Origin of the sequence: Phormidesmis priestleyi ULC007 (genome assembly GCF_001895925.1) — a bacterium.
In the GTDB taxonomy this organism is placed as follows: domain Bacteria; phylum Cyanobacteriota; class Cyanobacteriia; order Leptolyngbyales; family Leptolyngbyaceae; genus Phormidesmis_A; species Phormidesmis_A priestleyi_A.
Map to the genome: position 1 here is coordinate 128417 of NZ_MPPI01000005.1, position 26765 is coordinate 155181.

The following is a 26765-nucleotide window of genomic DNA, read 5'->3' on the forward strand; positions in this document are numbered from 1 at the left end:
TTTCTGATTTTGCGTCTACTATAGGAAACTAAGGATTAGCTTCTCAGGTGAGATCAGGTTTTGGGGAGGTTCTGAGTGTCTGAACCGAACGCTGTTCATAGTTTAGAGTCATCGGATCAGCCACCCGATCGCTCTGTCGCGCCAGAAATCTCGGCGAAGTCTAGCATTCTAGCTGAGATAGACCAGATGCAAACCAAGATCCGCCACCAGCTTGAGCGAATTCAGGATTTAGAGTTAGCGCTAGACCAGTCGATTTCTAATTTAAACGAGCTACGGCTGCAAATCATCGATCAGCGCTTTCTAGAAGAGCAGCTTGCTTCCACCGAAGAGATTGCCAACGTTCAGCAACAGGCAATCAATCAGCTAAAGCGACAGTTTGCTGAGAAACAAGCCGCCTTTGAGCAGCAAATTCACCAGGCGCAGACGCGAGAGCAAGACTATCAGAGGTTGCTTGGAGCGGCAGAAACGTTTGCCCAAAATCAACAAGCTGAGTTAGAGCGATTGCGATCGCAGCTTAGTCACGATCGCGCCGATCAGCCTCAGCAAACTCACTTGATCTCCCAAATAGACGAACTGCAAGCGGCAATGCAAACCCAGCAGCAGCGAGTGTTGGAACTAGAATCTCAGGAGTTAACGGCGCGCAGTCTAGCCGCAAATTTAGAGCTACACCTGCAAGAAGCGCAGAAACAGATTCGACGGCTCTACCGCGAACTCAACGATCGACACACGGCGATCAATGAGTTAGAAGCCCGACTAGAAGGCGACTTTGCGATCGATCAGGCGAGTGATTCATCGTTAAATTCCTTCGCTTTGACGCAGACTTCAAACTCTACCCAAAGTTCGCTGCAAAAGGTGGAGGAGTTAGAGGCTCAGATCGTCAAGCAGATGGCAACTCAAGCGCTATTGCAACAGGCGTGTCAAGAGCTAGAACTCGATCGTGAACAAAGCCAAACCCGCATTGCCGAATTAGAGCGACAAGCCGCCGAAATGCAGGAGCAAATTCTTAGTCAAGCACAGCAAGCCAGCGAATATGAAACCGCCGTGCAGCATTGGAAAGATCGCTTTTATGGCACCCAAGATAAAGTCGCGCAATTAAAAGAGCTTCTAGAAACCGACTCGGCTGATGAGTCACCCGAATTAGCGGAGATCTTTGCTGCCATTCAAGCCGCATCGACGATCGCAGTCGAGCCATCCAATCAATTAACGAGCAGAACTGATTCCTTTAACGAAGATCTCAAAATTGATTTGCCCGACTTTTTGACCCGCCGCCGCACTTATCGAAACCGATCGTAACAGGGCATTTCTTGAATATTCAATCATCATTTCAGAACCCTAGATAAGATGGTAAGAGGCGACGATCAGAATGAGGTAAAGCCTATGACACCGCAACTCCGCTACAGCAAAGGCTAAATTAATTTCCGATTGGATTAAACCCGATCGCGGATTACTTATGCGATCCTGGATCATGCACAAAAAATTGCATCCTCCCACTTAGAAGGACATTCTCATGGACGACAAGCTAATGCTGATGATTCCGGGCCCGACCCCTGTGCCGGAACAGGTTTTGCTAGCGATGGCGAAGCATCCGATCGGGCATCGCAGCGCTGACTTTGGCAAAATTATGGCAGAAGTCACCGCCAATTTAAAGTGGCTTCACCAAACGCAAAATGACGTGCTGATTCTCACGGCGAGCGGCACTGGCGTAATGGAAGCCGGGATTATTAATTTTCTGAGTCCGGGCGATCGCGTGTTGGTTGGTTCTAACGGCAAGTTTGGCGAACGCTGGGCAGAAGTCACCGACGCTTACGGGCTAAACACCGAGCGAATCACGGCTGAATGGGGCAAACCTCTCGACCCTGAGCAATTTCGGCTGGCTTTAGAAGCGGATGTTGACAAGCAAATCAAAGCCGTCGTCATTACCCACAGCGAAACCTCAACGGGGGTGATCAACGATCTCGAAACGATTAATCGTCACGTTAAAGCGCACGGCAAAGCGCTGATTATCGTCGATACAGTGACGAGTTTAGGGGCAACAAATGTTCCGGTTGATGCGTGGGGCTTAGATGTGGTGGCATCGGGTTCTCAAAAAGGCTACATGATTCCGCCGGGGTTAGGGTTTGTGGCGGTTGGTGCCAAAGCGTGGGAGGCGTATAAAACGGCGAAACTGCCTCGCTATTATCTGGATTTGGGCAAATATCGCAAAGATGCCGCCAAGAATACGACTCCTTTCACGCCGCCGATCAACCTGTTTTTTGCGCTGCAAGCGGCGTTGCGAATGATGCAGGCAGAAGGGTTAGAAGCCATTTTTGCCCGTCACCATCGACTGTTGGCGGCAACTCGCGCCGCGGTGCAAGCGATGGCGATGCCTTTATTGGCGGCAGATGAGTGTGCGAGTCCGGCGATTACGGCGGTGATGCCAAGCGGTGTTGATGCCGAGCAGATTAGATCGGTGATGAAGAAGCGGTTTGACATCGTGTTAGCAGGCGGACAAGATCACCTCAAGGGCAAGATTTTCCGCATTGGTCACTTGGGCTTTGTCAGCGATCGCGATGTGCTAACGGCGATCGCTGCGCTAGAAGCCACTTTGCAAGAGTTGGGGCATGAGGGCTTTACGTCGGGTGCCGGGGTTGCGGCGGCGGCGAAAGTGTTTGCCAGCCATTAAGATCGTGGATTAAATCGGATCGGTTATTTGCAAGGTCTATGGGCACGGCAGTGCCATGCCCGTACACAGATTCGATCTTTAATTAGACGTAGATAGGGGCATTTCAAAACTGTCCCTATCATGTCACGGATGCCATTTTTTGTTGAACTCGCTCAACTGATAAGCCTGATAGGTCGATCGCCAATTCAGTTCTCTGATTAAAACGCCTTCTTTGATTGAAACATGAATTTTTGCAGAGTCTGAATGAATTGTTTTGGCGACTGGATCTTTTTGATAAGTTTGAAGCACATCAAGATTAAAAATCAGCCCATATAAAAGCTGTAGCCCGATCAAAAGGCTCAAATATCGAGTTTTTTTGACGCGATCGGAAGTTGCCATTAAATAAGTGACACTAAACAAAAGTGGTAACAGATAAGCATATTCATGAGGAAGCCTGAAAAACATGATTTCGTTATAGATAATGCACCATAAAGCACCATGAAATAGCAGTTTCTCAACTCGAACCTTTTGAAAAGGATTCGTGACAATTTTTTGATAGATGCTTCTGTCTTGAATAAAGAAGATGATCAAAAAAACAAAGGCAGGAAGTCCCCAGAAGTAAATATTTTTGTAGACAAATCTAGCAATAATGCCGACAAATCCACCAGAGGCATCCGGCCCAATTGCTAAAAAAGAAAGGGACATTCCAGAGGCGAAAAAAACAGGTAGGTAGAAAACGCCAGAAGCCACCAAAAAAACTAGAAAGCCTTGAATCAATGAGTTTCTAAGCTTAAGTTTTCCTTGAGTGTAAGGAAAGTAAAGTAGAAACGCGATCGCCACCATCGGTGCATAGGTCAACCTCGAAGAAACCGCCGCCGCAAACAGAAAGCCAGCCCATCTCGGCTTTTCTTTGATCAGAATGAAGAGTCCTAAAATAAAGAAAAACACCCCATAAATGTAATCCATTGATGTTGTGGAGGCGATAATCCAAAAGGGATTTGACGCAATTGCCAACACCGATAAAACAGCGATTAAAGAAGTCGTGATTCTTAAAAGCAGCGCATAGAAAATAAATAGACTTGAGACAGAAAGCACCACTGAAATAAAGTTTGCAAGATAAAATCCTCCAATTTCAGAAGCTAGTCCGATCGTCAATTCTGGAATTAAATTGCCTTGAAACCTGGATGGAACATATCTACCCTCGCTAATTAGCGTTTTCCAAGTATTTAACATCCGATAGGTGTCGTCGTCATTTCCATAGCCATTCAAGGCAAAAATGCCGTAACTAATGACTAAGAAACCTAGAATCCAATAAATGTTAATGAGTTTGGATGGTTTTATTACTTGAGTCATAGAGATTACTCCAAACGAGTTGATTCTAAGATTGGCTTACCAACGCTGATTTTGCATAATATTGTCGGGCCGCGATCGTAATGCCGATAAAACCCCACAACACCATGCCAAACGAACTCAACATCACATTATTTAACCCAATTTGAGAAAAGGTCGCGATCGCGATCGCTCTCGCTGCACTCATAAACGAATCATTCATCGCCTCACGACTTTGAATCAAACTCGCAATCAGCAATAGCAATCCTCCTAGATAAGGCAACAGTCCGAGCCATCCGAGTGTTAACAGCAGCGTTAAGATTCCGCTATCGTTGCTGCCAATGCTAGAGTCTTTAAGCACGAATCCCATTCCTAAACCAGGGATATTAGTTACAGCGTCTGTGAGAACTGTGCTGTAACCCTGCGATCGATCGGCGTAACTCACATCATTTTGCCCCGAAAATATGGTTTGAACACGAGTGCTGATTACTGACGCAAACGGATCGATCGTCGTCAACGGCAACACAACAATCATCATGACTAAGAGCGTCAAAATAAGCTGCATTTGTAACTTTGGTTTCAGTGATGGCAAAAATACCACTAATGCAACTACCCAACTCAGCCACGCCGATCGAGCCAACGATAATAGCAGTGAAAGATAACCCACGCTTGATGCTGGAAATCGTAGCGAACTTCGACTTGCAAACAGTAAAAACAATCCTGCGACCATCACACACGCAAATGGCTGCGGAGAATGCATGGTGCTAAAAACTCGGATTCCTAAAGGGTTTGGCGTTCCAAAAACTTGGGTAGTTTGATTCTGGAGCCAAAAACGATCCCATCCTGGCGCAATTAAAAACTGCACGACTCCATAGGCTCCCATCACCAACACGCCCCACACAAAAACGCGCTGAAGCATCTGACGTAAGTCGGGATAAATGCGCCAATTTGCGTAGAGATGATAGCCAAACGCAACCGGAGCTAACCAATTTAGCAACGGGACAACCACCGTTTGCGGTGGGGAGTTGATCAACCCAACCAAAAAGCCATAGACCACTCCCATCATGCAAAGCGCAAAGGGTAAACCTGTTCCTTTTATGGCTTTGGGCAACTCTTTGGCGAAGGTGAGCAGAGAGACGATCGTGACCAAAAACGGCGCTAACAGCACCGGATTGGGATCAGCCCATCCTGCTTGCACGTCTATTAATCGGCGCACAAATGCTGCTAAAAACCAAATCCACCACGTAAACCCCACATAGAGCAGGGGATAGCGCCAGTAGAGAAACGCCCCGATCGCCAGAGAACCAGCCGGAAATGCGTATCGCAGCAATCCACCTGCATGAACCGCTAGACAGAGCGCTGAGAACAGCACAAGACTGAGAATAGCAATCCAGGCGGGGGCAGGGTAGAAGAGGCGAGAGGGAGCAGGAGTCATAGTGAAAGGGCTTTTTCGTAGCATCGGAGATTGTCTTGTGCCACCCGTGACCATTGGTAAGTTTGGGCAGTTTTGTAAGCATTGCGGCGGAGTCGATCGAGCCATTCCCGATCGCCGATCAACTGTTCTAATGCTTGCTCGATCGCACCGCTATCTCGGCAGGGAATGACGATCGCGTCTTTGCCGTCTTGCACAATTTCTAGCGGGCCGGGTGTATCTGTTGTAATCGGCGCTAACCCACACGCCATCGCCTCAATCAGAGCAACGCCAAACCCTTCGGAAATTGTGGGAAAGAGTTTAATGTGATGTCCTTTGAGCAAGGTTGGCAGCGTGTTATTGGCGTAATAAGGAACGACCTTGACGCGATCTCGCACCTCTAGATCAAACTCTGCGTAGACCTCTTCGGCAGGACGCTCGGTGCCTAACATACTCACCTCGACGTGAGGATAACGTTTGAGAATGCGATTGAGCGCAGGTGTGCCATATTGAATGCCTTTGCGGACGATATAGCTGCTGACTTGAGCGATACGTAACGGTTCACCTGGGGCGGGAGTCGGCTCAAATGGCAGATTGAGATAATGATCAGGAATGCCATTGGGAACGATGTGAGCACGATCGGGATGAATGCCTAAATGATCGATCACATATTGACGATCGCGCTGATTGAGCAACAAAACGACATCAGCATAACGCATTGATGCAGCGGCTTCCCAGAGGCGAATGCTGCCGCGATAGAGCGGATATTTCCAACTCAGGCGCAGATTACCTCGTCGCGCTTCTTCCAGATATTCCAGGTGTTCGATGTGCTCTAAGCCGTGACACCGCGCGACTAAAAGAGGACGACGCTTGCGAAACTTGCTCAATAGAGTTGCCCACATCCAAGCATCCCCAGTGGAAGCATCGACCACATCAACCGCATTTTGATCTAACAATTGAGAAATTTGACGAGCGACGAAAATCGGAAATGCCGAAAATCTTGCCAGTTTGTGAAGTCGTTCTGGCATATTGTCGATCGAGTAATAGTGAACGTCGTGTCCTAACTTTTGATATTCTTGACCGAGCCGCCAGGTTACGCCAGCCGCACCCGCGTTGATATCAAAGGGATAATGACACGTAAATAACGTTTTCATTGGCTCACTAGATGAAAGGTCAGAAAGCTTTTACGATTTCAAAGCGCATCGCGGATCGGATACGTTTGAAACTGCATAGGGTGGGGCAATTGCTCCTTTTAGCAGGTTTTCCAGCTTCTCAAAATGCGTTTGGGCATTGAATTTTTGCTCGACTAATTGCCGTCCTTGCTGCCCCATCTTTTGCCCCAATTCAGGGCTGTTAATTAAGTGTTCAATGCTTTGCGCTAGGGCAGTGCGATCGCCCGGTTCAATTAAGAAACCATTTTCGCCGTGTGTGACCATTTCAGGAATCGCGGTGATATGAGTAGCAATAATCGGCAACCCCGCTGCCATTGCTTCAAGAAATACCCAACCAAACGGCTCGGCATAAGTTGGCATCGCAAACACATCAGCCTGGTGATATAACTGCAACCATTCTGGCGTGTAAGCTTTGATGTTTTTGTAGAGATAAATGTTGGGATGATCGGCTTGAATGGGTGTTTGCGTCACGAGGTGCAATTCGGCTCGATCGGCAAACTTTTCGAGAAAGACCTTCACCAAGTCATGTCCACCTTTGCGCTCAAAATCACCGCCCACAAATAGAATTTTGTAAGGTTTAGATTTTGTTGTAGAAGCAGCAAGCGGAATTTTTTTAAGGTCAACACCCGGATAAATGACAGTAACTTTTTCGGGTATAATGCCATAATCGTCGATCACCGATCGTCGCGCAGCTTCAGAGAAAGTCACAACGTCTTTTGCGGCTTCAAAAACTTTTTTATCAAGGCGAAGATTGGGCGAAAACGTCCATCGTAAGTTAGGTTTCGTGTATTCTCTCGAAGCTTGAGCGGCAGTGCGATCGAGGCTGATCACAGTAGGCATTTCTCGCATTAAATCTAGACATAAATAGGCAAGCGGCTGCGTGTGAAAATGCAGCGCAGAATAGTCGGCTTTGCCCAAGTTTCTAAGCAGAACTCGTCTTGACAAATAGGCAAGAGCAAGTTGAACCCGAAATAGAAAAAGATCAAAATTTTGTTTACGAACCCAGTGATTAGATGATTGATAACTTAAAAGGCGACGCAAAAGTTTGCTATGTAATTCTCGGTCTTGATCGTGCCAATAAAGGTCAATGTTGCAGCCGTCGGAGTGGCTAAAATAATTTTGCATCAGTTGCCCATACGTGCGATGCCCGATGTAGCCTTCAATAACCGAAAAGATTCGAGGAGTGTTCATTATGGTAGGCGAAGGTAGTTAGGTTTGTGCAACGTTTAGCAACGCTCTTTCTACTCCACTAATCATGCTTTCTAAGCTGAATTTTTTAGCCACATGATCAGAGCATCGCTGCCCAAATTCAGGATCAGTTTCTCGCCAATAAATTACCTCAGAAATTCGCTTGGCTAAGGCTTTTTCATCTCCAGCGGTCACTAGGTTAGCTGCAAACTCCCCCGTCAAAATTTCAGGAATTCCCCCGATATGACTAGCAACAACGGGCGTTCCACAAGCTAAAGATTCGATGATCGATCGCCCAAACGGTTCTGACCAGACACTAGGTAAGACGCTGATATCACTAGTTTGGTAAAGAGCAGCCGGATTTGATAAGTAACCTACAAATTGAACTCGATCGGCGATGCCTAAATCTTTTGCTAACTGCTCTAGCGATCGCTGATATCCCATGCCTTCCTCTTCGCATTCTTCGCCCTTCAAAACGTTGAAATGAACGACAGGTCTTCCAGCAATTATCAGCTTAATATTTGGCTCTTGAATGGCTAAAAGTGCGATCGCTTTAATAAGATATTCAAGTCCTTTATCCTCGTCAATTCGACCCACATAGGAAACAACTTTTGCACGTTCAGAAATCTCCCACTGTTTGCGGGTGGCTAAGAAATCTTGAGCAGGTCTGAACTTGTGAGTATCAGTGCCATTGTGAACTACCTCAATTTTTGAGTCAGGCAAACCATAGTCTACCCAACTCTGCTTAGTTTGGTGAGAAACGGTAATGCAGTGATCAACGCGATCGAGCGCAAAGCGAATTTGTCGATTAACCTCACAGGAAGGAATCTGAAAATAGCAGACGAAGGGCAACCCTCTTAACCGAGACAAGGCATAACCAAACGTCGCAGTATGACAGACGTTGCTAAACACAACGCTATTGGCGTAGACCGGAATTTTGCCAATTCCGACAACGTTACGAACAAACTGCAAAATGGTTTTGGGTCGGCGGCGATCGAACCCATAAGCGTCAATGTGCAGGGTAGATTCACAAAACTCACGATATTGGTCAAGCAAGTTGCCTTCTTGTTCATAGAGCAGTGTGACTTTGTGACCCCGAGCAGCTAAGTCACGACAGATTTCTATCAGGTTTTTTTCTTGTCCGCCTCGCAGTGAGGTCGGTTCTTGTTCTAAGGCAATTAAGTGCATCGATTTAGCCTCAATAGATGGGTTAGGAACGTGGATTTACTAAGGTGCAACTGCTCGGACTCAACCAGAGTGTCTAAGTTCGTTGATGGCTCCGTTTGAGTCGGCTTGTGCCCCCTAAATCCCCCATTCTGGGGGACTTTGAGTTAAAATTCCCGGTTTCAAAGTCCCCCAGAATGGGGGATTTAGGGGGCGAAGATCCCAGACATGACAAATCAGGATATTTGATGACAAGATTGACAGGTTATTTAATCCACGCCTCTTAACTTCTAAGGATTAAACATATAATCTTTTATCCATCAGTTTTCACGTCTACTTCGTGTTGCATTCGGTGATAGTGCCATAGTTTACCGCGCTGATTTAGAAGTTCTTGATAAGTGCCTTGCTCAACAATTTGACCTTGTTCTAAAACAACGACTTTATCAGCCCGAATAATCGTTGATAAACGGTGTGCGATCGCAATCACGGTGCGTCCTTCTGAGATGTCTTCTAGTGATTGCTGAATCAATCGTTCTGACACTGAATCGAGAGCGCTGGTGGCTTCATCGAGAATCAGAATTTCGGGATTCCGCAAAAGGGCACGGGCGATCGCGAGTCGCTGCCGTTGTCCACCTGAGAGCCGTACTCCTCGATCGCCTAGCATGGTTTCAAACTGGTGCGGCATTTCTAAAATGAAATCTAGCGCGTTTGCCTGTCTCGCGGCGTTCCAGACCTGCTCATCGCTGACGGTTTCTAACCCGTAGGCGATGTTATAGCGCACCGACGCATTAAAAATAAACGTGTCTTGACTGACGATCGCCATCTTTTGCCGCAGAGATTTAGTGGAAAACGATCGCAGATCCCGACCATCCATCAAAATGTGTCCCCGTGTCGGGTCGTAGAAACGAGGAATCAAATCAACCAGAGTTGTTTTTCCTGCACCCGATGCCCCAATTAGCGCCGTCATTTTGCCGCGAGGAATGGTTAGCGTAATGTCTCTCAGCACCAGAGATGCCGGATCGTAACCAAAATCAACCGCAACGAACTCGATCGCCGTTTTTAACCCTGCAAACTGATGAGTTCCATCTTGCAAATAGGGTTTGTTGTCGGCTCGCAGCACCTCGGTAATGTTAGCGATCGTGCCTCCATATCCGCTCAACTGTGCCCGGTTGCCGTTCAACTCATGCACCGCCGGAACGAGCCGAAACAAAATAAACAAAAACGTCAGCAGTGACGCAGTTTGCAGCGTTCCATTAGCCACGAAGATGGTAATCGCCACAATAATCATGCTGATTAAAACGGTGGTCGCTAACCCCTCTGCAACGGGTCTCACGACTGCACTGCGGGTTGCCGCTTTCATGCTGGTCTTGAGCATCGCCTGACTGGATTGATAGAAGCGTTTGCGCTCATAGTCTTGAGTCGCAGAAGCTTGCACCGTGCGAATGCCACTGATAAACTCTAACGAAATGGTGGTAAATGCTCCAGCGGCGGTTGACATCGCAAAACTGCTTTCACGCACTCGCGAATTTAGATTTGATAACCCCACTGCCAATAGTGTGAACAACATCAAAGCAATCACCGTCAATTGCCAAGAGATTGTAAACATCAACGCTGCATAGACTACTAGCGTTGATCCTTTAGTAATCATGTAAGCAATCAACGAAAATGCTGACTGCAATCGACCCAGTTCACCCGTCAGCGTATTGATCAACTGTCCCGAATGCGTCTTGCCAAAATAGCTCAGACTTACCGCTTGCAGTTGTTCAAAAATCTGTTTGCGAAGACGATCGACGAGTTTTTGCTGCGTTAACTCGGTGTAAACCTGGGTTAGGTAGTTAAATCCGGCTCGAATCCAAGTGGAAGCGAGAATTAGACCAGACACTCGATAAAGCCGACTCGTCGCGGAGGTATTGACTCCCAAAATCCAAATATCAAACCAGTTCAACCCAGTTTGAAACGGTTTAGCAGTCGGACTAACGAGACTTTGCAAAAACGCTAGCAGGAATCCGAACCCAAATCCTTCAAAGGATGCTGCACACAACGCAAACGTGATCGCTGCGATCGCAACCCCCGGAAAGTATTGAAACTCTCTCAAAATCAAGGAATTATCGCGCCAAAAGCCAGTTGCTTTGACCCCACTCCGCACCACATTAGGAAGCTTAAATCGCATGGATATCAATGAAACTTGGTTTAGCTCAATTCAACACGCCCCAAAGCCTGATAGCACTTTGGGCACTGTTCTTAGAAGAATTTTTAGATCCTCGGTTAATGACCAGTTACGCAGATATTCCAGGTCAAGATCGTTCACCATGTCAATGTCTAACAGATGCGATCGCGCTTGAATCTGCCAAGCTCCGGTAATTCCAGGCAGGGCATTCAATCGCTCTAACATTTCTGGACGAATGCGAACAGCATCATAAAGCGCCCAGGGTCGCGGCCCTACTAGACTCATCTCGCCTAACAGCACGTTAAATAGCTGGGGCAATTCATCTAGGCTATATTTTCGCAACCATCTGCCCAGAGGCGTAATCCGAGGGTCATCGTGCCGCTTATGCAGGTTGGTGTGCGCCTGATCTGCCATGATTTGATGGTGATGCTGTTCGGCGTTGACCGTCATCGTGCGAAACTTTAGCACTCTAAATAATTTGCCTCGCTGCCCAACCCGCCACTGCCGAAACAAAATTGGTCCAGGCGTGGAAACCTTGATTAGAGCTGCGATCGTCAGCAGCACCGGACTCAACAACACCAGCATCAATGACGCTAGGCTGAGATCTAACACTCGCTTACAGCCCCAAAAAAAGCCAATGCGCTTGTGGGGGAGTTTAGAAGCGGCGGGCAATCTCAGATAGAGCGTTTTGTGCGAGCTTTCACAGGCATTTGCCCAAAACCTCAGTCCAGATTCACCCAAACTGGCATCGGCACGCACCAGCCGAATGGGGGAGTGGCTTAGACAGTCAATCAGCCGTCGTTCATTGGTCAGGGGCGGTAGATGGGAAGGATGACTCTGCTGCTGCGATCGCAAGACGAGCAATTGTTTTCGTCGCCATTTGAGTACACAGATAGGAGAATCAACCCCCAATCTTTCCCTGACTAGAGAGCGGCTTTCCTGCAAAATTGGAGGATTAAAAGTCGTCATAGAGGTTTGACTGAAATTGCAATAAAAGACACAAATCGAAGGAGACAAGCCGACAATAGTTGAGCGTTCTAATCAATGTTTTTTCAGGTGCACCCCTGAACGTTTCTCAACCACTCTAAGTATTAAGTAACTTAAATATTAATAGGCTGACGAGAAAAAAAATCTACTCCAAGTTAGATCCGTAGTCGTTAAATTAAACTCTAAAAGTGAAATCTCGCATGGGTCTTTGTCCATAGACCCTGAGTAATTAGGAAAAAGAAAAGACGGCTTCACTTTTGCAAGTGATAGAAGATACAAACCATGAGTCAAAAAACTAAGGGTAAGAGTTGAACTTCTCTCAGGGTAAGGAGAGTAAGTTTATATACAAGAAAATTTTAAGCCTGCGAAAGTCTGACTTGAAATCGAGTCGAGTAGGATTTATTTCAAGAGAGATTAAACAGTTGTTTGAACGCTGTTAGATAGTTAAACCCTCTATTTGTAGCGATCGCTTCTAGTAGTAGATCTACGGAGACGCGTTTTATTAGAGTTTACTAAGTTATTAAGGATCTGGAAGATAATTCACCTATCTTTTGAGGGATTTTGAAGAAATAGGAGTGCCTTTTTACCTAAGAATTGCAAATTAAACAACTCTGATAACTTTGTAGGTCAGCCATTTTGCCTGATTGAAACAGCCGAGATGGCTGTCCTACATTATTTAATCCAGGATACTAAGCTGAACCTCGACTCTTGGTTTAAGAAACTGCCACGTTCCGATAATATTGATTGCCAGGAATCGCTGCGCCATTTGCGATCATGCCAACCAGATTTAAACGATTCATGGCCGTCACTGCTTGGGTCACCTCATTGCGCGTCACCTGTCCAACTTTGCCGACCAGCAACGTGCCATCACAAAACGATGCCGCCAGCATTGCATCGACAATGCCTAACACCGGGGGCACATCGACGATCACCAAATCATAGCTCTGCTCAAACACCGTCATCAGTTCCTTCATGCGACGAGAACTGAGCAACTTCACCGGGTCGCTAGGAGCCGGGCCCGCCGTCAAAACCGAGATCGAAAGATCGCTGTAGGTGCCCGCCAGTTGAATCGCATTTTGACTCAGCATCCGATCGCCCGACAGCAGCGTAGACAGCCCTTGTTCGTTAGGCAACTCAAGCTGTTTGTGTAACCCCGGACGACGCAAATCAGCATCAATGATCAACACTCGCTGATGCAGACGCGCCGCACTGATTGCCAAACCGAGCGCGATCGTTGATTTTCCCTCACCTGCCAGCGCAGAAGTAACCACCAGCGACCTGAGCGGATTCGCCGCCGTCAATAGCTGAATATTCTTGTAAATCAAATCCAGTGACTCGCGGAATGGGGCCCAGTGAATCACCTGCATCATGGAAGGAGCCAAGTTTTCGGCTTTTTGAAAGGGCATCGCGATCGATCGAGGATTGATTTCCCCCAATGGCACTTCTGGCACCATACCCAACAGCGGTAGCGGAACTTGCTGCTTGAAATCTTCAGACGTGCGAACCGCATCATCAGCCGCCTCTCGCAAGAACGCTGCAACGCCGCCTAACATCAAGCCGCCCACCGCTCCGAGCAGCAGATTTCGTAGCCAATTTGGGCCAATTTGTTGCCCGACTTTGGGCTGCTCGACCACCTGCCAATCGAATCCTCCACGCGCAATTTCTAGCCCTAGATCCTGCCGCGCTTTGAGGAGTTGCTGCAAGGTGTCTCGATTCACCTGCACATTGGGCTGAAGGCGATTGTATTCAGCCAGCAAACTCGGAAACCGCTTTAGCTCACCTCGAAGCTGTAGTTCATTATTGGTAAGACTGCGATCGCGCGCTTGGGCAGCAACCAAATTGACTTGCGACTCCACTAACGCACTCGCAAATTTCAGGTCATTTTCTCCGAGTTGCCCGATCGCAACCAGTCCATCACCCGACTGAGCGATCGCCGCCGCTTGTGCGCCTAAAATTCGCTGCACTTCTTGCTGCAAAAGCGCTTGCTGTTTCTGTCGTTGTTCACTCAGTTGATCAATAAATGGGCCCTTTTTAAAGCGTAAGCGTTGCTGAACGATCGCCACCTCGGTTTTTTGAATCTCGTTGAGCAATGCCTGATAGCGCGGAGATTGACTCAGCCGAGCCGCGATCGTAGCTTGTTGAGGCGATCGCGCCAACTGCTGTTGTAGTGCTCCATAGCGAGCTTGCAGATCTTGCAACTCAGTCCGATTGGCACGCTGATCTTTCTGCACTGCCGCCAGAGAATCGACCATTGACTTTGACTGAAGTTCAGGGTCGATGAGATCTTGATTTTTGCGAAATCGCTCTAGTGCGGCTTCTGCCTGATTGACTCGCGCCTCGACTTGCGGAATCTGTTCGTTAATAAACCCCAACCCTTTAGTCAGCCTCGCTTTTTGCTGCTCCAGGTTATATTGCTGATACACCTGTTGAATCGCTTGCAAGACCGCTTGGGTTTGTTGACGATCGTGACCCGTGTAAACCATCTCAAAGATGCTGGTATTGATCTTGTCGTTACCTCTCTGCTCGATCACCTGGCTGACCGTGAGTCCTTTCTGAAGGTCGCCTACGTCAAGGTTTGAGCCGTTGAGTTTTAACTGGTCAACCGCCCGTTGCAGCAGTTGCGACGATCGCATCAAATTTAACTGCGTGGCATTATCGATCTCAACATTAGAGTCTGCAAACGATGGGGTAGCTGGGTTATCGGTTTTGCGACTGCGATAGTTAGACTCACTCAACAGTTGCATTGAGCTACGAAAAGTCGGCTTAGAAAATAGGGTAAATAGGGCGGCTCCGATCAGCGACAACCCTAACCCGCCGATCAGCCACAGCCGCCGCCGCATCAACACCGACAACAGTTGCCCATAGCCCGGATCGGGGTCGGCAGCCGCGATTAAATTTAGATGACTCTCAGCCACGATAGGAACTCCTTTTGCAAAACTCAACTCATCGCTTCTATGCCAGACAAACCTCCTGAATGACGCGATCGACCGACTCGAAAAAGACGCTTTCTGAGAAGCGACTGAGGGCATGGTGACGAATGGTGCTGTAATCCCAGGAGATTTTTCTTGCGTCAAGCAACGCCGTGTGCAGCGATTCGGGAGTTTGTGACTTAAAGAAAATGCCTGTCTTGCCAGGAACTTGAGTGTCTAGCACACCACCTGCCCCATAAGCTATCACAGGGGTGCCACTGGCGTTTGCCTCGATCGGCACTAAGCCATAGTCTTCGAGGGCGGTGACAATCACCGATCGTGATTTTGCCAGCAGTTGTTTACGATCGACATCGCTGACGTGCCCTAAAAATTGAATATTCTTTAACGCACGGGCTTGCAGCGTTTCTCGTTCGGGGCCATCGCCAATGATCATTAACTTCCAGCCCAGCCAGTTAAACGCTTCCACAATCACATCAATGCGCTTATAGCCGAGCAGTCGAGCCGACGCTAGATAAAAGTTTTCTTTTTGAGCCGAAAACGTGAATTGCTCACTGTCGATCGGGTAGTTAATCACCAGAGCAGGCTTATCATAGGTTTCTTGAATTCGACGTGCCACAACGCTAGAGTTGGCAATATATAAATCTGGCTCTTGAGCGAATGTTAAATCTGCCTGCCGCATTCTTTGAAACAGCGACTCAATCAAGGGATAAAACGGCTGATAGGCAGTGTATTCGCGCAGGTAAGTTTTGGTGTCCCATAAAAAGCGGGTAACATTATGACAAAAGCAAATGTGCTTGGCATCGGGGCGTTTTTTCACCCCTTTTGCAAAAGTGGTGCTGCTGCTGATAATCAAATCATAATCACTTAAATCAAGGGCCCGAAACGCTGAGTAATAGAAAGGCGCTAACAGCTTAAAGTATCTAGCTGCATGAGGAATTTGCTGCAAATAAGTGGTGTAAACTCGCCGATCGCCCAGATCGATCGAGTGCTGTGGCTCATAGAGAGACGTGAAAATGTCAGCATCGGGGTAATGCTTGCAGAGCAACTCAAAGACTCGCTCCGCTCCACCCCGTTGCGTCAAATAGTCATGGACGAGGGCTACTTTCATGACTGCACATTGAGTAAAGGCAATGGTCTTGGAGCAAATTTTTGTTAAAAAGAGTTGCTGTTAGGAATGAGAGCTAAAGGACAAATTAAACAGGTTCAATAAACGTCAGTTCATGAGTTCTTTTACTTCGTTCTTCAGGGCTTCTGCCCCCTAAATCCCCCATTCTGGGGGACTTTGAACCGGAAATTTTGGCTTGAAGTCCCCCAAATTGGGGGATTTAGGGGGCTTCCCGAATCCACAATCGGAGCAAACCGCTTCTGTCAAACTGACATTAAATAAATTCAAACCGCGCTCGACCTCAATAGAGTTTTAGACAACGATTCATCGCAATACTCTAGTTTTGCAATAGCAACAGATCATCACTCGATCGGAGGATCATCTCGCATCTTTCTATAGGTCTAATGACATGATCGATTTGACCTATGTGAGATTAGATGTTGGCGATCGCTTAGTCCTCATGGATCTCATCAGAACGCAAATCGTCGGGTTCGTTTAGCATTTCTGGCGCAACTCCAGGATTTTCGATTAGCTCTCTGGGGTTGCCTTCATATCTGCTCGTAGATACCAAATCCATTGGGTTGACGGTTTTGGCTTTTAAGGCTTCGGCGTTTTTGTTCTCGAAATCTGGCAGTCTTTCAGTTGGCTCATTGCTCATAGCAAAAATTTTCAATCACGACTGGCATCAGCTTAAGAATGCGATCGTGTAGAGAACGCCTCTCTATAGGCAGAGTTTGTGAGGAGAAGATGAAGCTTCTGAGACAACGTGCGATCGTTCAACGTCTAGAACTGATCTTCAGTTTTGCCCAATATTGACGGTTCTAGCCAGCCGGGGACATAGTGACTCGACTTGCGGAGTTCGCGATCGAGCGCTTTATAGTCTGATTCTTTCTCAAAAACCAACCCCCAAAACTGAGCAGAATGGTTGAGATGAGTGGTGTGACAAAGCTCGTGAATCAGCACATAGCGCACCAGATGAGTCGGCAAAAATAAGAGCTTATAGTTAAGGCTAATGTTTTTTTGCTGAGAACAGCTTGCCCAAAGCGTCTTTTGCCCCCTGACCGAGGCTTTGTTAAACGGAAGATTTAATTCTTGGCTGACTGACCATAGCCACGGCACCAGCCGCTGATAGGCTTTGTGACTGAGCCACTGCTGCAATAGTGACTTGCAGGCATCTTCGTTTTGAGTACAGCCGCGCAAAATCAGCCGCGACTTGTCTTTCTCGGTGAGCGTGACTCGCTGAGAATGGGTCGGTTGATATTCAACTTTCCAGCATTGGTCGATCGCTCTAAGCTGCAACTGATCGGGCAACTCGTGAGAAGCTTCGAGCGAGAGTTGTTGACGCTGCTCTTCTAGCCGCCCGATCGTTTTCGCAATCCAACTTTGCTTGGTGTGCAAAATTTCAGGAATGCGACTTTGATCAAACCCTTTGGGAACGATCACCTCTAGTCCGTCTTGAACGGTCATTCTCAGGCTGACGTGTTTTGCCTTCAGGCTTTCCCGAACTTTATAGCCAGGTAGCGCCGTAAGCTGACTCGTGATCAGTTTAGACTCAGCCATGTGTATCCATCGCGGCAAATGCTAATCAGTGAAATAAATCAACTTTGAAGGACTAACTGAGGCAGTCAATTTTTTGCCAGATTTTAAACGCTACCGCAACTGGCTGCTAAGAAAATTAATCATTATTACTACTATTAATAATAATAATAATACACAGGATCATCGTAGTTGCTTTGTGATACTCGAGACCCTAACTCCGATTTGGAGAGGCAAGGTTGCGAAACTGCGTAAATTGAGGCTCAAATAAAAGTTTCACCGTCCCGGTCGGCCCGTTGCGATGTTTGCTGATGATCACTTCAGCGATGCCGCGATCGGGTGTGTCTTTGTTGTAATATTCATCGCGATATAACATCATTACGAGGTCGGCGTCTTGCTCAATTGACCCCGACTCGCGAAGGTCAGACATCATGGGACGCTTTTCGGTGCGGGACTCAACTCCTCGGCTCAGTTGAGATAGCGCGATCACAGGCACGTTTAACTCACGGGCAAGACCTTTCAGCGATCGCGTAATTCGTGACAACACCTGCACTCGATTTTCGCTGCCGTTCCCTTCCATTAGCTGCAAATAGTCGATCAGCACTAACCCCAACGCGCCACCCTGCTCTGCCTGAAGGCGACGAGACTGCGATCGCATTTCATTTGCCCCTAAATTAGGCGTGTCGTCAATAAAGATCGGCAACTGCGACAATGTGCTGATGGCGTGTCCCAGCGGTTCCCACTCATTCTGGCTGATCCGCCCTGCCCGTAGTCGCCCACTCTCAATTCGCACTTCACTGGCAAGTAATCGTTGCACTAGCTGATCTTTTGACATCTCTAAACTAAAGATGGCAACAGGAAGTTTATGATAAGCCGCAATGTTGCGAGCCACGTTCAGGACAAAACTCGTGTTATGAACACAAATGTCATTGGCAACGAAATTGTGAGTTTCTGGAATGGTTAAGTCATAAACTTGTTGATTGCCTAGCGGCTCGATCTCAACAATTTCGTCCCAATACACTTCACTAGTTGCCGCTTGAAGGGGACGATCTAGCAAAGCCATCTTGCCCGACTGAACGTTACTTCGTCCAATCTCAAGGGGAATTAAATCTCGACTTAGTTGATCGGATTTGTCGGCGATCGCTTGACTGACTTTTTGAAGTGCCGATTCTTTGCCGAAGATACCGACTTCTGCAATAAATGTCTGCATCGATCGCGTATCGGTAATGTCGAGATGGTATTTAGGCGATCGCGACTTCAATGAAGCAATCACTTCAAAGCGCAGCAGCAGATGCTGAATCTGTTTTGCTAACCGATGGTTGACCGCAGCATAGCCTAATTGAGATTCACCACTCGCTAAAACCGTTGCCCAGCCATCAGTCACAAACAAGCGGTTGAGAAAGAGTGCCACCTGCGATCGCGGCAATTTGAAGACGATCGCCGGAATTTCCTGCATCTGAGTAGCTGTGTCGCAAAGCAATTCGACTTCAGAATCTCGAATGGACTCCGTACCAAAAACTTCTAGCTTGCGAGGCACGGCAATCTTTTCACCGAGGTTAAGCAGCGCTAGCGATCGCCAGCCGTCGATCGTCAAATAGGGATGGCTCAAAGTCGAATCGACTGAGCGACCCGATCGCGTCGTCACTCTAAAAACGGGCTTGATCCCATCATCGACAAACGCTGAGGGCCGGGTAAATCCAAACTTCCAGTCAGTGTTTAAGGTCAGGAGAGTGGCACAGCCGTGATGATAAATTTGCTCGATCGTCGTCACGCTGCCGTCACTTAAAACGATTTCTGAGTTAGCTGCCAGACATTTTCCCATCGACGGGCGACCTGCAACAATGATCAGATCCGATCGCTGAAACCCCTGAGTCATCGCGTCTAAATCATAGAAGCCGCAAGATAAACCGGGCGTTGCCATGCCTGTTGAAAGGCGCTCGATTTCTGAAAAGGTTTGAGTCAGCACATCGGCTGCTGAAACAAGTCCCTGCTGTGGGCGCGCTTGAGTGACGTTAAAGACCTTCTGCTCTGCGTCATCTAAAACCGTTTCTAACTCTTCAGCCGTTTTGTGACCGAGTTGAGAAATTTCTTGCCCGACCTTGATTAGCTTACGGCGCAAAAATTTATCGGTGACAAGCTGCGCGTATTGGTCAATGTTGACAGCGCTCACCGTGCGATCGACCAACTGCACTAATTTGTTTTGTCCGCCCACCTTATCGAGCAAGCCGCGATCTTGCAGCCAAGTGGTGACGCTCATCAGATCGGTTGGGCTGCCCTGATTTTGAAGGGCGATCGCCGCTCTAAAAATTTCTCGATGAGCGCTGAGATAAAAGGCTTCTGGTGCAATTAGATCGAGAATGCGAGTCAGCGCTTCGGGGTCAAGCAAGATGCCTCCCAAAATCGCTTCTTCTGCATCAATATTTTGAGGCGGAACTTTATCTTGAAACGGCTGAAAGTTAAGCTGTTCTTGAGCCATGACGGGGCAGTTTCAACAAGGTGAAGGCAAATCAAGGGGTGAGCTACCGCCTCGCTGCTCTACTCGCCCCTCAATATACTGTTAACAATAGTCTAGCAGAGACTAGTAAAAATGTACTTGCTACAGAACTTTGAGTGAAAAAATTCAAAGTTCAAACCCGATCGCTAGCTGGCAACGACTTGAATGATCACCGTTGCGGTTACTTCAGGATGCAGCTTAATTTCAGCCCTATATTCACCAATCTTGTGAACATCGGGGAGCGTAACGCCACGGCGATCGATTTCTTGCCCCGTGATTTGTTTGATCACATCTGCCACTTCTTGGTTGGTGACGGTGCCAAAGATCGCGTCATTCTCACCGACTTGTTTAGCGATCGTAAAGCTGCCCGCTTTTTCGAGTGCCGCTTTTTGAGTGGTTGAGACTTCCTTCAGTTCTGCAAGACGCTGACGCTCTTTCTCTTTGCGCCGCTCAACCTGCTTGAGAAGACCCGCCGTTGCATTTTGTCCCTTACCTTGGGGGATCAAATAATTTCGGGCATAACCGGGGGCCACTTCGACCAAATCGCCCGATTTACCCAGCTTACTCACGTCCTGATTAAGGACTAATTGAACACGCTTCGCCATAATATTCCTGTTGTCAACTGTGCCGCAGAACTTCTTATTTTACCACGGTGTGATGGGTTTAAAGCCTTGCCCTTCAGGGCAAAAAAAGCTATAGTCCCTATACGTTGTCGGGGCATCGACCGTTAGGTTAGGCAATGTCAGACAGGCTACGCCTGCAATTGCTGTTTGATCCTAGAATTCTTCAGGCTTTAGCCAGAGGAGTATGTCAATGGAGAACGGAGAAGAAAGGCTTAATTTTGAGTTTGAGAGGTGCGATCGCGCGTCTTTTCACCCTTAAAGTCAAGCCTCTAATCCCTTATCCAATTCTCATCTTAATTTAGTGACTAAAGACTATCAGAAAGAGTCACTTTTAACGGGATTGAGAGTGGATTAGGCATTCGATCAGAAAACCAGAACCCTTGTTCCAGAACCATTGTCGGCACCAAACGATACTCTCCGGGCAAAAGGGGAGCTTGAATGGTTGCCACGATCGCGGTCGATTCGCCAGGATTTACATCTGAAGGCAGCAAAGTTCTGAGAGGCTCTCTAGGTAACCGCCCTGATAGGTCAAACCATCGGTAGGAAAAATGGGTTGGGTAACGCCCCCAAGATGACCAGGTGAAGTTGCTCGTGTTCTTAAGAATCACAGGGAGTTGAAAAGAGTCGCCTGTTTTCAGAAATTTTGGAAGAGTACTCGGCAGATATTGAATATCCACCGCAGGAATGGGAGAAATCGGAAGCTGATAGTGAGTGACTCGAAACTGAGGTTCATGTGAGAAAGTTAGTTTCGAGCCACCCTCAGTTTTTGAAAGACGAGAAATCAGGCAAAGCCGCTGAGGTTTTTCAATCCCTCCCTTTTGAGACTGCATCAGCCAGTTCGCCACTTGAGGAAAACTCATCGGCTTGTCAGAGCTGTAATAGTTAGGCGGTAAATTTCCTGAATAACCATTCACAACGGGCACATTTGCCTTTAGCCCGGCCCACATTGCGGTCAGTTGATCCACAACCTGGGCTGGAAGAGTTTGCGTATACGCAACTTCACAGCCCTGCATCAATTGGGCCGCCTCAGCTTCTAGCTTTAAGTAGGGTGTTTTATCGTAGGCAGGAATATTAAAAGTTATCTGCTCTATCAGGCACAAACCGAGGAAGATAGATGGAAGTGATGTCATCCTCCTTTGTCCTCCCAAAGCTGTTCGTCGATTTAGAATCGAGTTGAAAAACGCATCAGCACTTAAGCAAATTGCAATGAGTAAATAGCAATCTATTATCGTCCAGATTCGTGACACCGCCCGAATCGCAGTCGCTCCTGGAACCAGGCTATACACAAATTGCCAAAGGGAAAAGCCGTTCGGGAATCGTAGCGAGATTGCGAACAGCAGAGCCGACACCCCTAGACAAAGCTTGACGAGCAAAAAACGCTGAGGTGGAATTTTCTGTGCTATCCCAGCATACAGACCCAGACCTAATAGACCAATCACCGTAAAACCTAGAAACAGCGAATGTTCCCAAAAAAGCGGCAGTTTAGCAGAGACCGAATCATACCAAACCATTCCCCAAGGTGACTGAGGAGACGGAAGAAACCAGGAAACCAGACGAGGAAGTATTTGACTCACCTCTGCGTAAGTGCGTTCCCCAATCAACGCTTTAACTTGCAGATAAGGCATGAGCGTAAGTACCATACCGAGTCCCCATCCTGTAAACATGAGCAGAACAGATGCCCAGTGAGTTCGGCAAAAAGCGGCAAATCGAACCCCAAAGCTTCCAGTCCCTTCGCTGTAACCAGGGCGTTCCATAAACCAAAGTAAAGGGATGGCAACTAGCAAACTCAGCAACAGAAACCAGCCTAGATAGATCCCAGAAAGAACCTGCAAATAGATCAGCAGCAGCGAAAGTGCTAATCGTCGGCGAGTAGGCTGGCGGCTAAACTCCCAAAGACACAGCAATGCCAATGGAGTAAAGAATTGGGGAAACAACTGCGAGTGGGAAATCTGAGAGATTCTAGGCATTCCAAACGCGAACAGGAACGCGCCCAGTCCTGCGAGTTCCCGTCTAATGTGTTGACGGTGTAGCACAAAAGCGAAGCCAAAGAAGTTCAGCGCAGAAACCAGCATCATCCACAGTTGGAATGCGGTATCAGTCGAGGCAAAAGCTCTGAGCAACCAATAGATAGGTGCTGCTCCCCACAAGTTGTCTGAAAAGGCTAGGACATTGGGAAAAGGATAGAAAAAGGCAGGAGACCACGGGGAGGCAGTGTAATTTCTGTTAAAGACAAGCTGGAAGGAATGCTCTAGAAAGTACTGATTCAACCAAGGATCTCCTGGATCTCCTGGCATTTTAGAAAAGCCGCTAAACAGAGTGGGATAAAACATCATGATCAATCCCAGCAAGCAGAGAAGCAGATAGAACCACCCAGTGCGAGAGCAAAACTTTACCCACTTCTCCAAAAGCCTTGAGGCGTTGTGCTTCGATCGGGTTGGGTTAAACATCGGGCGTAAACCTTTCGTAAGACTGACCAGAGGCAGAAGAGACCTTTTTAGAGCGAAAGAGGTTGTATTTGAGAATGCAGAAAACTGCTCTCACTCCGTCTTTCCAGGTAATTTTTTTACCCTCTTTGTAGGTGCGTCCGTAATAGGAGATGCCGACTTCGTAGATCCGGCAACCCATTCCTGCGACTTTGGCAGTGATTTCTGGCTCAAACCCAAATCGATTCTCTTCAATTCTGATTGACTGAATCACGTCTCGCCGGAATGCTTTATAGCAAGATTCCATATCGGTGAGATTGATATTAGTCAGCATATTGGAGAGCGTGGTTAAAAATTGATTGCCAATCATGTGCCAATAGTAGACGACGCGATGGGGCTGACTGCCCATAAACCGTGAGCCAAACACAACGTCTGCTTTGCCTTCTAAAATCGGTCGAATCATCACGGAAAATTCTCGCGGATCGTACTCCAAATCAGCATCTTGGACGATCACAACGTCTCCAGTCGCAGCAGCAAACCCTGTTCTCAAAGCCGCCCCTTTACCCCGATTTCTAGGGTGGTAGATAACCTGATCTACCTGGGATTCAACCACTTGTTTGAGTAAATCTATCGTGCCGTAGATCGAACAGTCATCGACGATGATTACTTCAATCTCAACACCCAGATCTTTGACTGGAGAAGCTTTTACGGATTTAACAACTTGACTAATGGTGGAAATTTCATTGAAACAGGGAATGACCACTGATAGTTTCATAGGGGAAGTCCGATCGCTTTAGAAACCTGCAAACAGCAGAATAAACTGGATTGAGTCGCAAAAGCTATCGCATCTAATTAATCAACTCCACCCATGCCATCTAAGGGTTGTGAAGTCTGTCTGTTTAGTTATCAAAATCGGACAATCTTGCTTTTTCTGTTATTCGTTTGTCATAGTTTGATCGCTTCTCCCACCTTCATCACTCGTAGTTGGCTCTTCACCCCTTGCTGCCTGAGCGCTTGAGCAAACGCTTCAGGAGTCCCTGTTAAGGCTGGAAACGTGCCAAAGTGCATAGGAATCACCGTGACAGGATTGACCAATTTAACCGCCTCTGCTGCCCGTGTGGGGCCCATCGTAAAGTGATCTCCAATGCAGGCAAGCATCAAGCTGACTTTGCCAAACCGGGGGATCAGCGTCATGTCTTGAAATAAATCAGTGTCGCCCGTGTGGTAGATCACAGGCCCATTTTTGACGCTGATTAAAAATCCACCAGGGTTTCCGGCATATTGAGCAGGGCTGCCATCAGATGCCACCGCAGAGCTATGAACGGCTGGAATAAACGCCACTTTGACATCACCATTCAGCAGCGTCAGTTCTCCCCCAAAGTTTCCTTGAGTCTCTAGCCCTACGAGATCTTTTGGATAGCTGCCGTAAGCTACTAGGGCTTGACCTAAATCAGCCGTGCTTACGAGTTTAGCTTTTGTTTTTTGAGCGATCGCCGTCGCGTCTCCAACGTGATCAAAATGTCCGTGAGTGATTAGGATTAGATCAGCGCGATCGAGCTTTGCCAAATCTGCTTTTCCAGTCGGGTTGACTGGGTTAGTGAGCCAGGGATCAATCAGCAAAACCTTACCCGAAGGGGTAGTTAGCTTGAAGGCAGATTGTCCATACCATAAAAGTTGAGTGTTGAGGGCAGGTTGAGCAGTGCTGCTAAAAACGTTGCAGCCAATAACAACCACCGCCAAAATCAGTGCCGCTAAAACACCGCCAACCTTTGCAGATCTCATCCACTTCAAAATCGTCATTTCGTCAAATCCTTAGCATCAGCATCTCTTTGTGAAGATTAATCTTAAGCAAAATAGTGACAAGCCACATCATCTTTAAAGCGAAATCTGACTTCAGCAAAATTTCGTAGTTGATTGCGTCAATTTACCATTGACATTGCAACACGGATACCCTTGCTGACCTCTTAAAAAGGCTATACAGTTGAGTCAGCATTATTTGTAGGTTCGCCAGTCTTAAAGAAGCAGTTTTACCAGATCTGACTTTTTTAGAACTCTGGCGGTGCCTGCAAACCCTAACGCCCCTGGGGGAGATGAACACCTCGAAAAAGACCACTGCCTGAGCAGTTTGTGGAGTCTAGGGATGAACAGAAAGTTTGAAAAGTGGTTGACGATCGTCGCCTTGGGCAGTTGGGTCGCTTCGATGGGGGCACTGGTTGCGATCGAAGTTGCCTCGACTCAACCCCCGTCTGATCAGTCTTTGCTTTCAGAGTCCCAGGCGATTCGTCCTCAACGGCGAAACTCACAGTTTGCCTCGGTTTTAGACTCGCAGTTTTATCAGCAACTCAAACAGTCTGACGCTCTGGCGAGTTTAGAATCTGATCGGGGGCACTGGCTCGATCGGACGCGGGTCAGCAGTGAGGTTTTAAGTCGAGATTTTTCTGAGTTAGACGTTAAGAACCAGAAACCAAGCATCAGCAGTTCTCTTAACCTCTTTGCCGTTTCACCTCATATAGGATCAATGCAGCAGAAATTGCCACGTTGAGCGACTCTACACGTCGACTTAATGGAATTGTCACCTGTCGATCGGCGAGATCATTTAATGCCTGAGACAGCCCTGCGCCTTCGTTTCCCAGCAAGATCAGAGTCGGCTGACAAAAATCAACTTCCCAATAAGTCTGAGGTGCGGTGGGAGCGGTAGAGATGACTTGCATCCCCGCAGCTTTGCACTTGAGAACCTCTGCCGTTAGATCAGCACTCACCGCCATTGGCAACCGAAACCACTGACCTGCTGACGATCGCAGCACTTTAGGGTTATCTAAATCAACACTGTCATCACTGAGCAGCAAGCCTTCTGCGCCTGCCGCTGCTGCCGTACGGATAATCGTTCCTAAATTACCAGGGTCTTGAATTGTTTCTAACATCAAGCCCAACTGGGTGAAATGCAGAGGTTGAGCGTGAATGCGCCCTGCGGTCGCCACAACGCCGTCAGGTTCAACAGTGGTGGCGATCGCCCTAAGCACGTCTGGACTCACTAACTCAATTCGCTGGGCAATGTCTGTGAGGTTTTGCCATAGCGTTGGGTGCTGCGATCGCCACGCTTCAGTGTGGCAAACTGTTTCTAACGTAGCCTCAGCCGCACAGGCTTCTTCCAGCAAATGCGTCCCTTCTAATAGAAAAAGCTGCTGTTCTCGCCGTTCTTTGGCACGATGCAGCTTACGCAATTGCTTGATCAAAGGGTTTTGCAGGCTCGTCAACATTGCGTTAGAAAAACTGAGAATAGGGCAAGCGATCTTCACCGATCAGATGAAATGGCAAGACCGATTGAAGAAAATTTTTACGAAACTGTAAAATAGCTGACCTGGAATGATTGAAGTTTCGTTACAAAACTTTAGTTATCCATAAGTAAATTTACAGTAGTCGGGGAGATGATTAGCTTCACAAGAATCTTGATTTCTCACGAACCCCTGAGAAAAATATCTCCCCCAACAATGCGGAACCCGGGACTTGAACCCGGAAGTCCTTGCGAACACTAGAACCTGAATCTAGCGCGTCTACCAATTCCGCCAGTCCCGCATGAGACATTTAAGCGTCACGA

21 protein-coding genes and 1 tRNA gene are annotated in these 26765 nt (G+C 47.6%); 4 read left to right on the top strand and 18 right to left on the bottom strand.

Annotation, left to right across the window (positions count from 1 at the left end):
- The first annotated feature begins 75 nt into the window (after positions 1–75).
- Both BRW63_RS06560 and BRW63_RS06565 read left to right on the top strand, forming a co-directional pair.
- On the top strand, positions 76–1293 hold the full coding sequence (locus tag BRW63_RS06560) for a coiled-coil domain-containing protein (RefSeq protein ID WP_073070113.1): 1218 nt from the start codon (positions 76–78) through the stop codon (positions 1291–1293).
- Between the two features lie 214 nt (positions 1294–1507).
- Entirely contained in the window at positions 1508–2662 is a 1155-nt protein-coding gene (locus tag BRW63_RS06565) for a pyridoxal-phosphate-dependent aminotransferase family protein (RefSeq protein ID WP_073070114.1), read from the top strand.
- Between the two features lie 123 nt (positions 2663–2785).
- On the opposite strand, the gene BRW63_RS06570 is transcribed toward BRW63_RS06565, so the two are convergent.
- The 13 genes from BRW63_RS06570 to rplI all read right to left on the bottom strand — a co-directional run bounded on the left by BRW63_RS06570 (position 2786) and on the right by rplI (position 20729).
- Positions 2786–3994, bottom strand: a complete 1209-nt coding sequence (locus BRW63_RS06570) for a glycosyltransferase family protein (RefSeq protein WP_073070115.1) — start codon at positions 3992–3994, stop codon at positions 2786–2788.
- A 25-nt stretch (positions 3995–4019) separates the two neighbouring features.
- Positions 4020–5405 (bottom strand): glucose-6-phosphate isomerase, encoded by a 1386-nt coding sequence (locus BRW63_RS06575; RefSeq protein ID WP_083582753.1) that lies wholly within the window; start codon positions 5403–5405, stop codon positions 4020–4022.
- A complete protein-coding gene (locus BRW63_RS06580) occupies positions 5402–6535 on the bottom strand; it encodes a glycosyltransferase family 4 protein (RefSeq protein ID WP_073070117.1) in 1134 nt (377 codons plus the stop codon). The genes BRW63_RS06575 and BRW63_RS06580 overlap by 4 nt, the downstream gene beginning before the upstream one ends.
- A 30-nt stretch (positions 6536–6565) precedes the next feature.
- Positions 6566–7744, bottom strand: coding sequence for a glycosyltransferase family 4 protein (locus BRW63_RS06585; protein WP_073070118.1), 1179 nt, complete (start codon positions 7742–7744; stop codon positions 6566–6568).
- An 18-nt stretch (positions 7745–7762) separates the two neighbouring features.
- Positions 7763–8929 (bottom strand): glycosyltransferase family 4 protein, encoded by a 1167-nt coding sequence (locus BRW63_RS06590; RefSeq protein WP_073070119.1) that lies wholly within the window; start codon positions 8927–8929, stop codon positions 7763–7765.
- A gap of 289 nt (positions 8930–9218) precedes the next feature.
- Positions 9219–11075 carry a heterocyst formation ABC transporter subunit HepA gene (gene hepA, locus BRW63_RS06595; RefSeq protein WP_073070120.1) on the bottom strand — a complete coding sequence of 619 codons (1857 nt, stop codon included), beginning with the start codon at positions 11073–11075 and terminating at the stop codon, positions 9219–9221.
- 30 nt (positions 11076–11105) lie between these two features.
- The gene (gene hepC, locus BRW63_RS06600) at positions 11106–12041 is read right to left on the bottom strand and encodes a heterocyst development glycosyltransferase HepC (RefSeq protein ID WP_073070121.1); all 936 of its coding nucleotides are present in this window, start codon (positions 12039–12041) and stop codon (positions 11106–11108) included.
- Positions 12042–12772: 731 nt separating this feature from the next.
- Entirely contained in the window at positions 12773–14974 is a 2202-nt protein-coding gene (locus BRW63_RS06605; protein WP_073070183.1) for a GumC family protein, read from the bottom strand.
- 37 nt (positions 14975–15011) lie between these two features.
- Entirely contained in the window at positions 15012–16097 is a 1086-nt protein-coding gene (locus BRW63_RS06610) for a glycosyltransferase (RefSeq protein WP_073070122.1), read from the bottom strand.
- A gap of 448 nt (positions 16098–16545) precedes the next feature.
- The gene (locus tag BRW63_RS06615) at positions 16546–16752 is read right to left on the bottom strand and encodes a hypothetical protein (RefSeq protein WP_073070123.1); all 207 of its coding nucleotides are present in this window, start codon (positions 16750–16752) and stop codon (positions 16546–16548) included.
- Positions 16753–16877: 125 nt separating this feature from the next.
- The gene (locus BRW63_RS06620) at positions 16878–17654 is read right to left on the bottom strand and encodes a M48 family metallopeptidase (RefSeq protein WP_073070124.1); all 777 of its coding nucleotides are present in this window, start codon (positions 17652–17654) and stop codon (positions 16878–16880) included.
- A gap of 190 nt (positions 17655–17844) precedes the next feature.
- Entirely contained in the window at positions 17845–20106 is a 2262-nt protein-coding gene (gene dnaB, locus BRW63_RS06625) for a replicative DNA helicase (protein ID WP_073070125.1), read from the bottom strand.
- Positions 20107–20270: 164 nt separating this feature from the next.
- Entirely contained in the window at positions 20271–20729 is a 459-nt protein-coding gene (gene rplI / locus BRW63_RS06630; RefSeq protein ID WP_073070126.1) for a 50S ribosomal protein L9, read from the bottom strand.
- Between the two features lie 134 nt (positions 20730–20863).
- Here rplI and BRW63_RS27585 point away from each other — a divergent pair, with 134 nt between their 5' ends.
- Positions 20864–21049, top strand: a complete 186-nt coding sequence (locus BRW63_RS27585) for a hypothetical protein (protein ID WP_143162016.1) — start codon at positions 20864–20866, stop codon at positions 21047–21049.
- Between the two features lie 3 nt (positions 21050–21052).
- Here the strand turns inward: BRW63_RS27585 and BRW63_RS06635 are convergent, their stop codons facing one another.
- From BRW63_RS06635 to BRW63_RS06645, 3 genes are all read right to left on the bottom strand, one after another.
- Positions 21053–23194 (bottom strand): COG1470 family protein, encoded by a 2142-nt coding sequence (locus BRW63_RS06635; protein ID WP_073070127.1) that lies wholly within the window; start codon positions 23192–23194, stop codon positions 21053–21055.
- Positions 23187–23945, bottom strand: a complete 759-nt coding sequence (locus tag BRW63_RS06640; protein WP_073070128.1) for a glycosyltransferase family 2 protein — start codon at positions 23943–23945, stop codon at positions 23187–23189. Before BRW63_RS06640 ends, BRW63_RS06635 begins: the two co-directional genes overlap by 8 nt.
- A 170-nt stretch (positions 23946–24115) precedes the next feature.
- On the bottom strand, positions 24116–24970 hold the full coding sequence (locus BRW63_RS06645; protein ID WP_223257310.1) for a metal-dependent hydrolase: 855 nt from the start codon (positions 24968–24970) through the stop codon (positions 24116–24118).
- Positions 24971–25310: 340 nt separating this feature from the next.
- Here BRW63_RS06645 and BRW63_RS06650 point away from each other — a divergent pair, with 340 nt between their 5' ends.
- Complete coding sequence (locus tag BRW63_RS06650) at positions 25311–25712, top strand: hypothetical protein (protein WP_143162017.1); 402 nt, start codon at positions 25311–25313, stop codon at positions 25710–25712.
- Here BRW63_RS06650 and BRW63_RS06655 read toward each other — a convergent pair.
- The gene (locus BRW63_RS06655; protein ID WP_073070130.1) at positions 25654–26427 is read right to left on the bottom strand and encodes a TrmH family RNA methyltransferase; all 774 of its coding nucleotides are present in this window, start codon (positions 26425–26427) and stop codon (positions 25654–25656) included. The two genes, BRW63_RS06650 and BRW63_RS06655, sit on opposite strands and share 59 nt — an antisense overlap.
- Before the next feature lie 232 nt (positions 26428–26659).
- Positions 26660–26743: transfer RNA gene (locus BRW63_RS06660), tRNA-Leu, on the bottom strand.
- Positions 26744–26765: the final 22 nt, after the last annotated feature.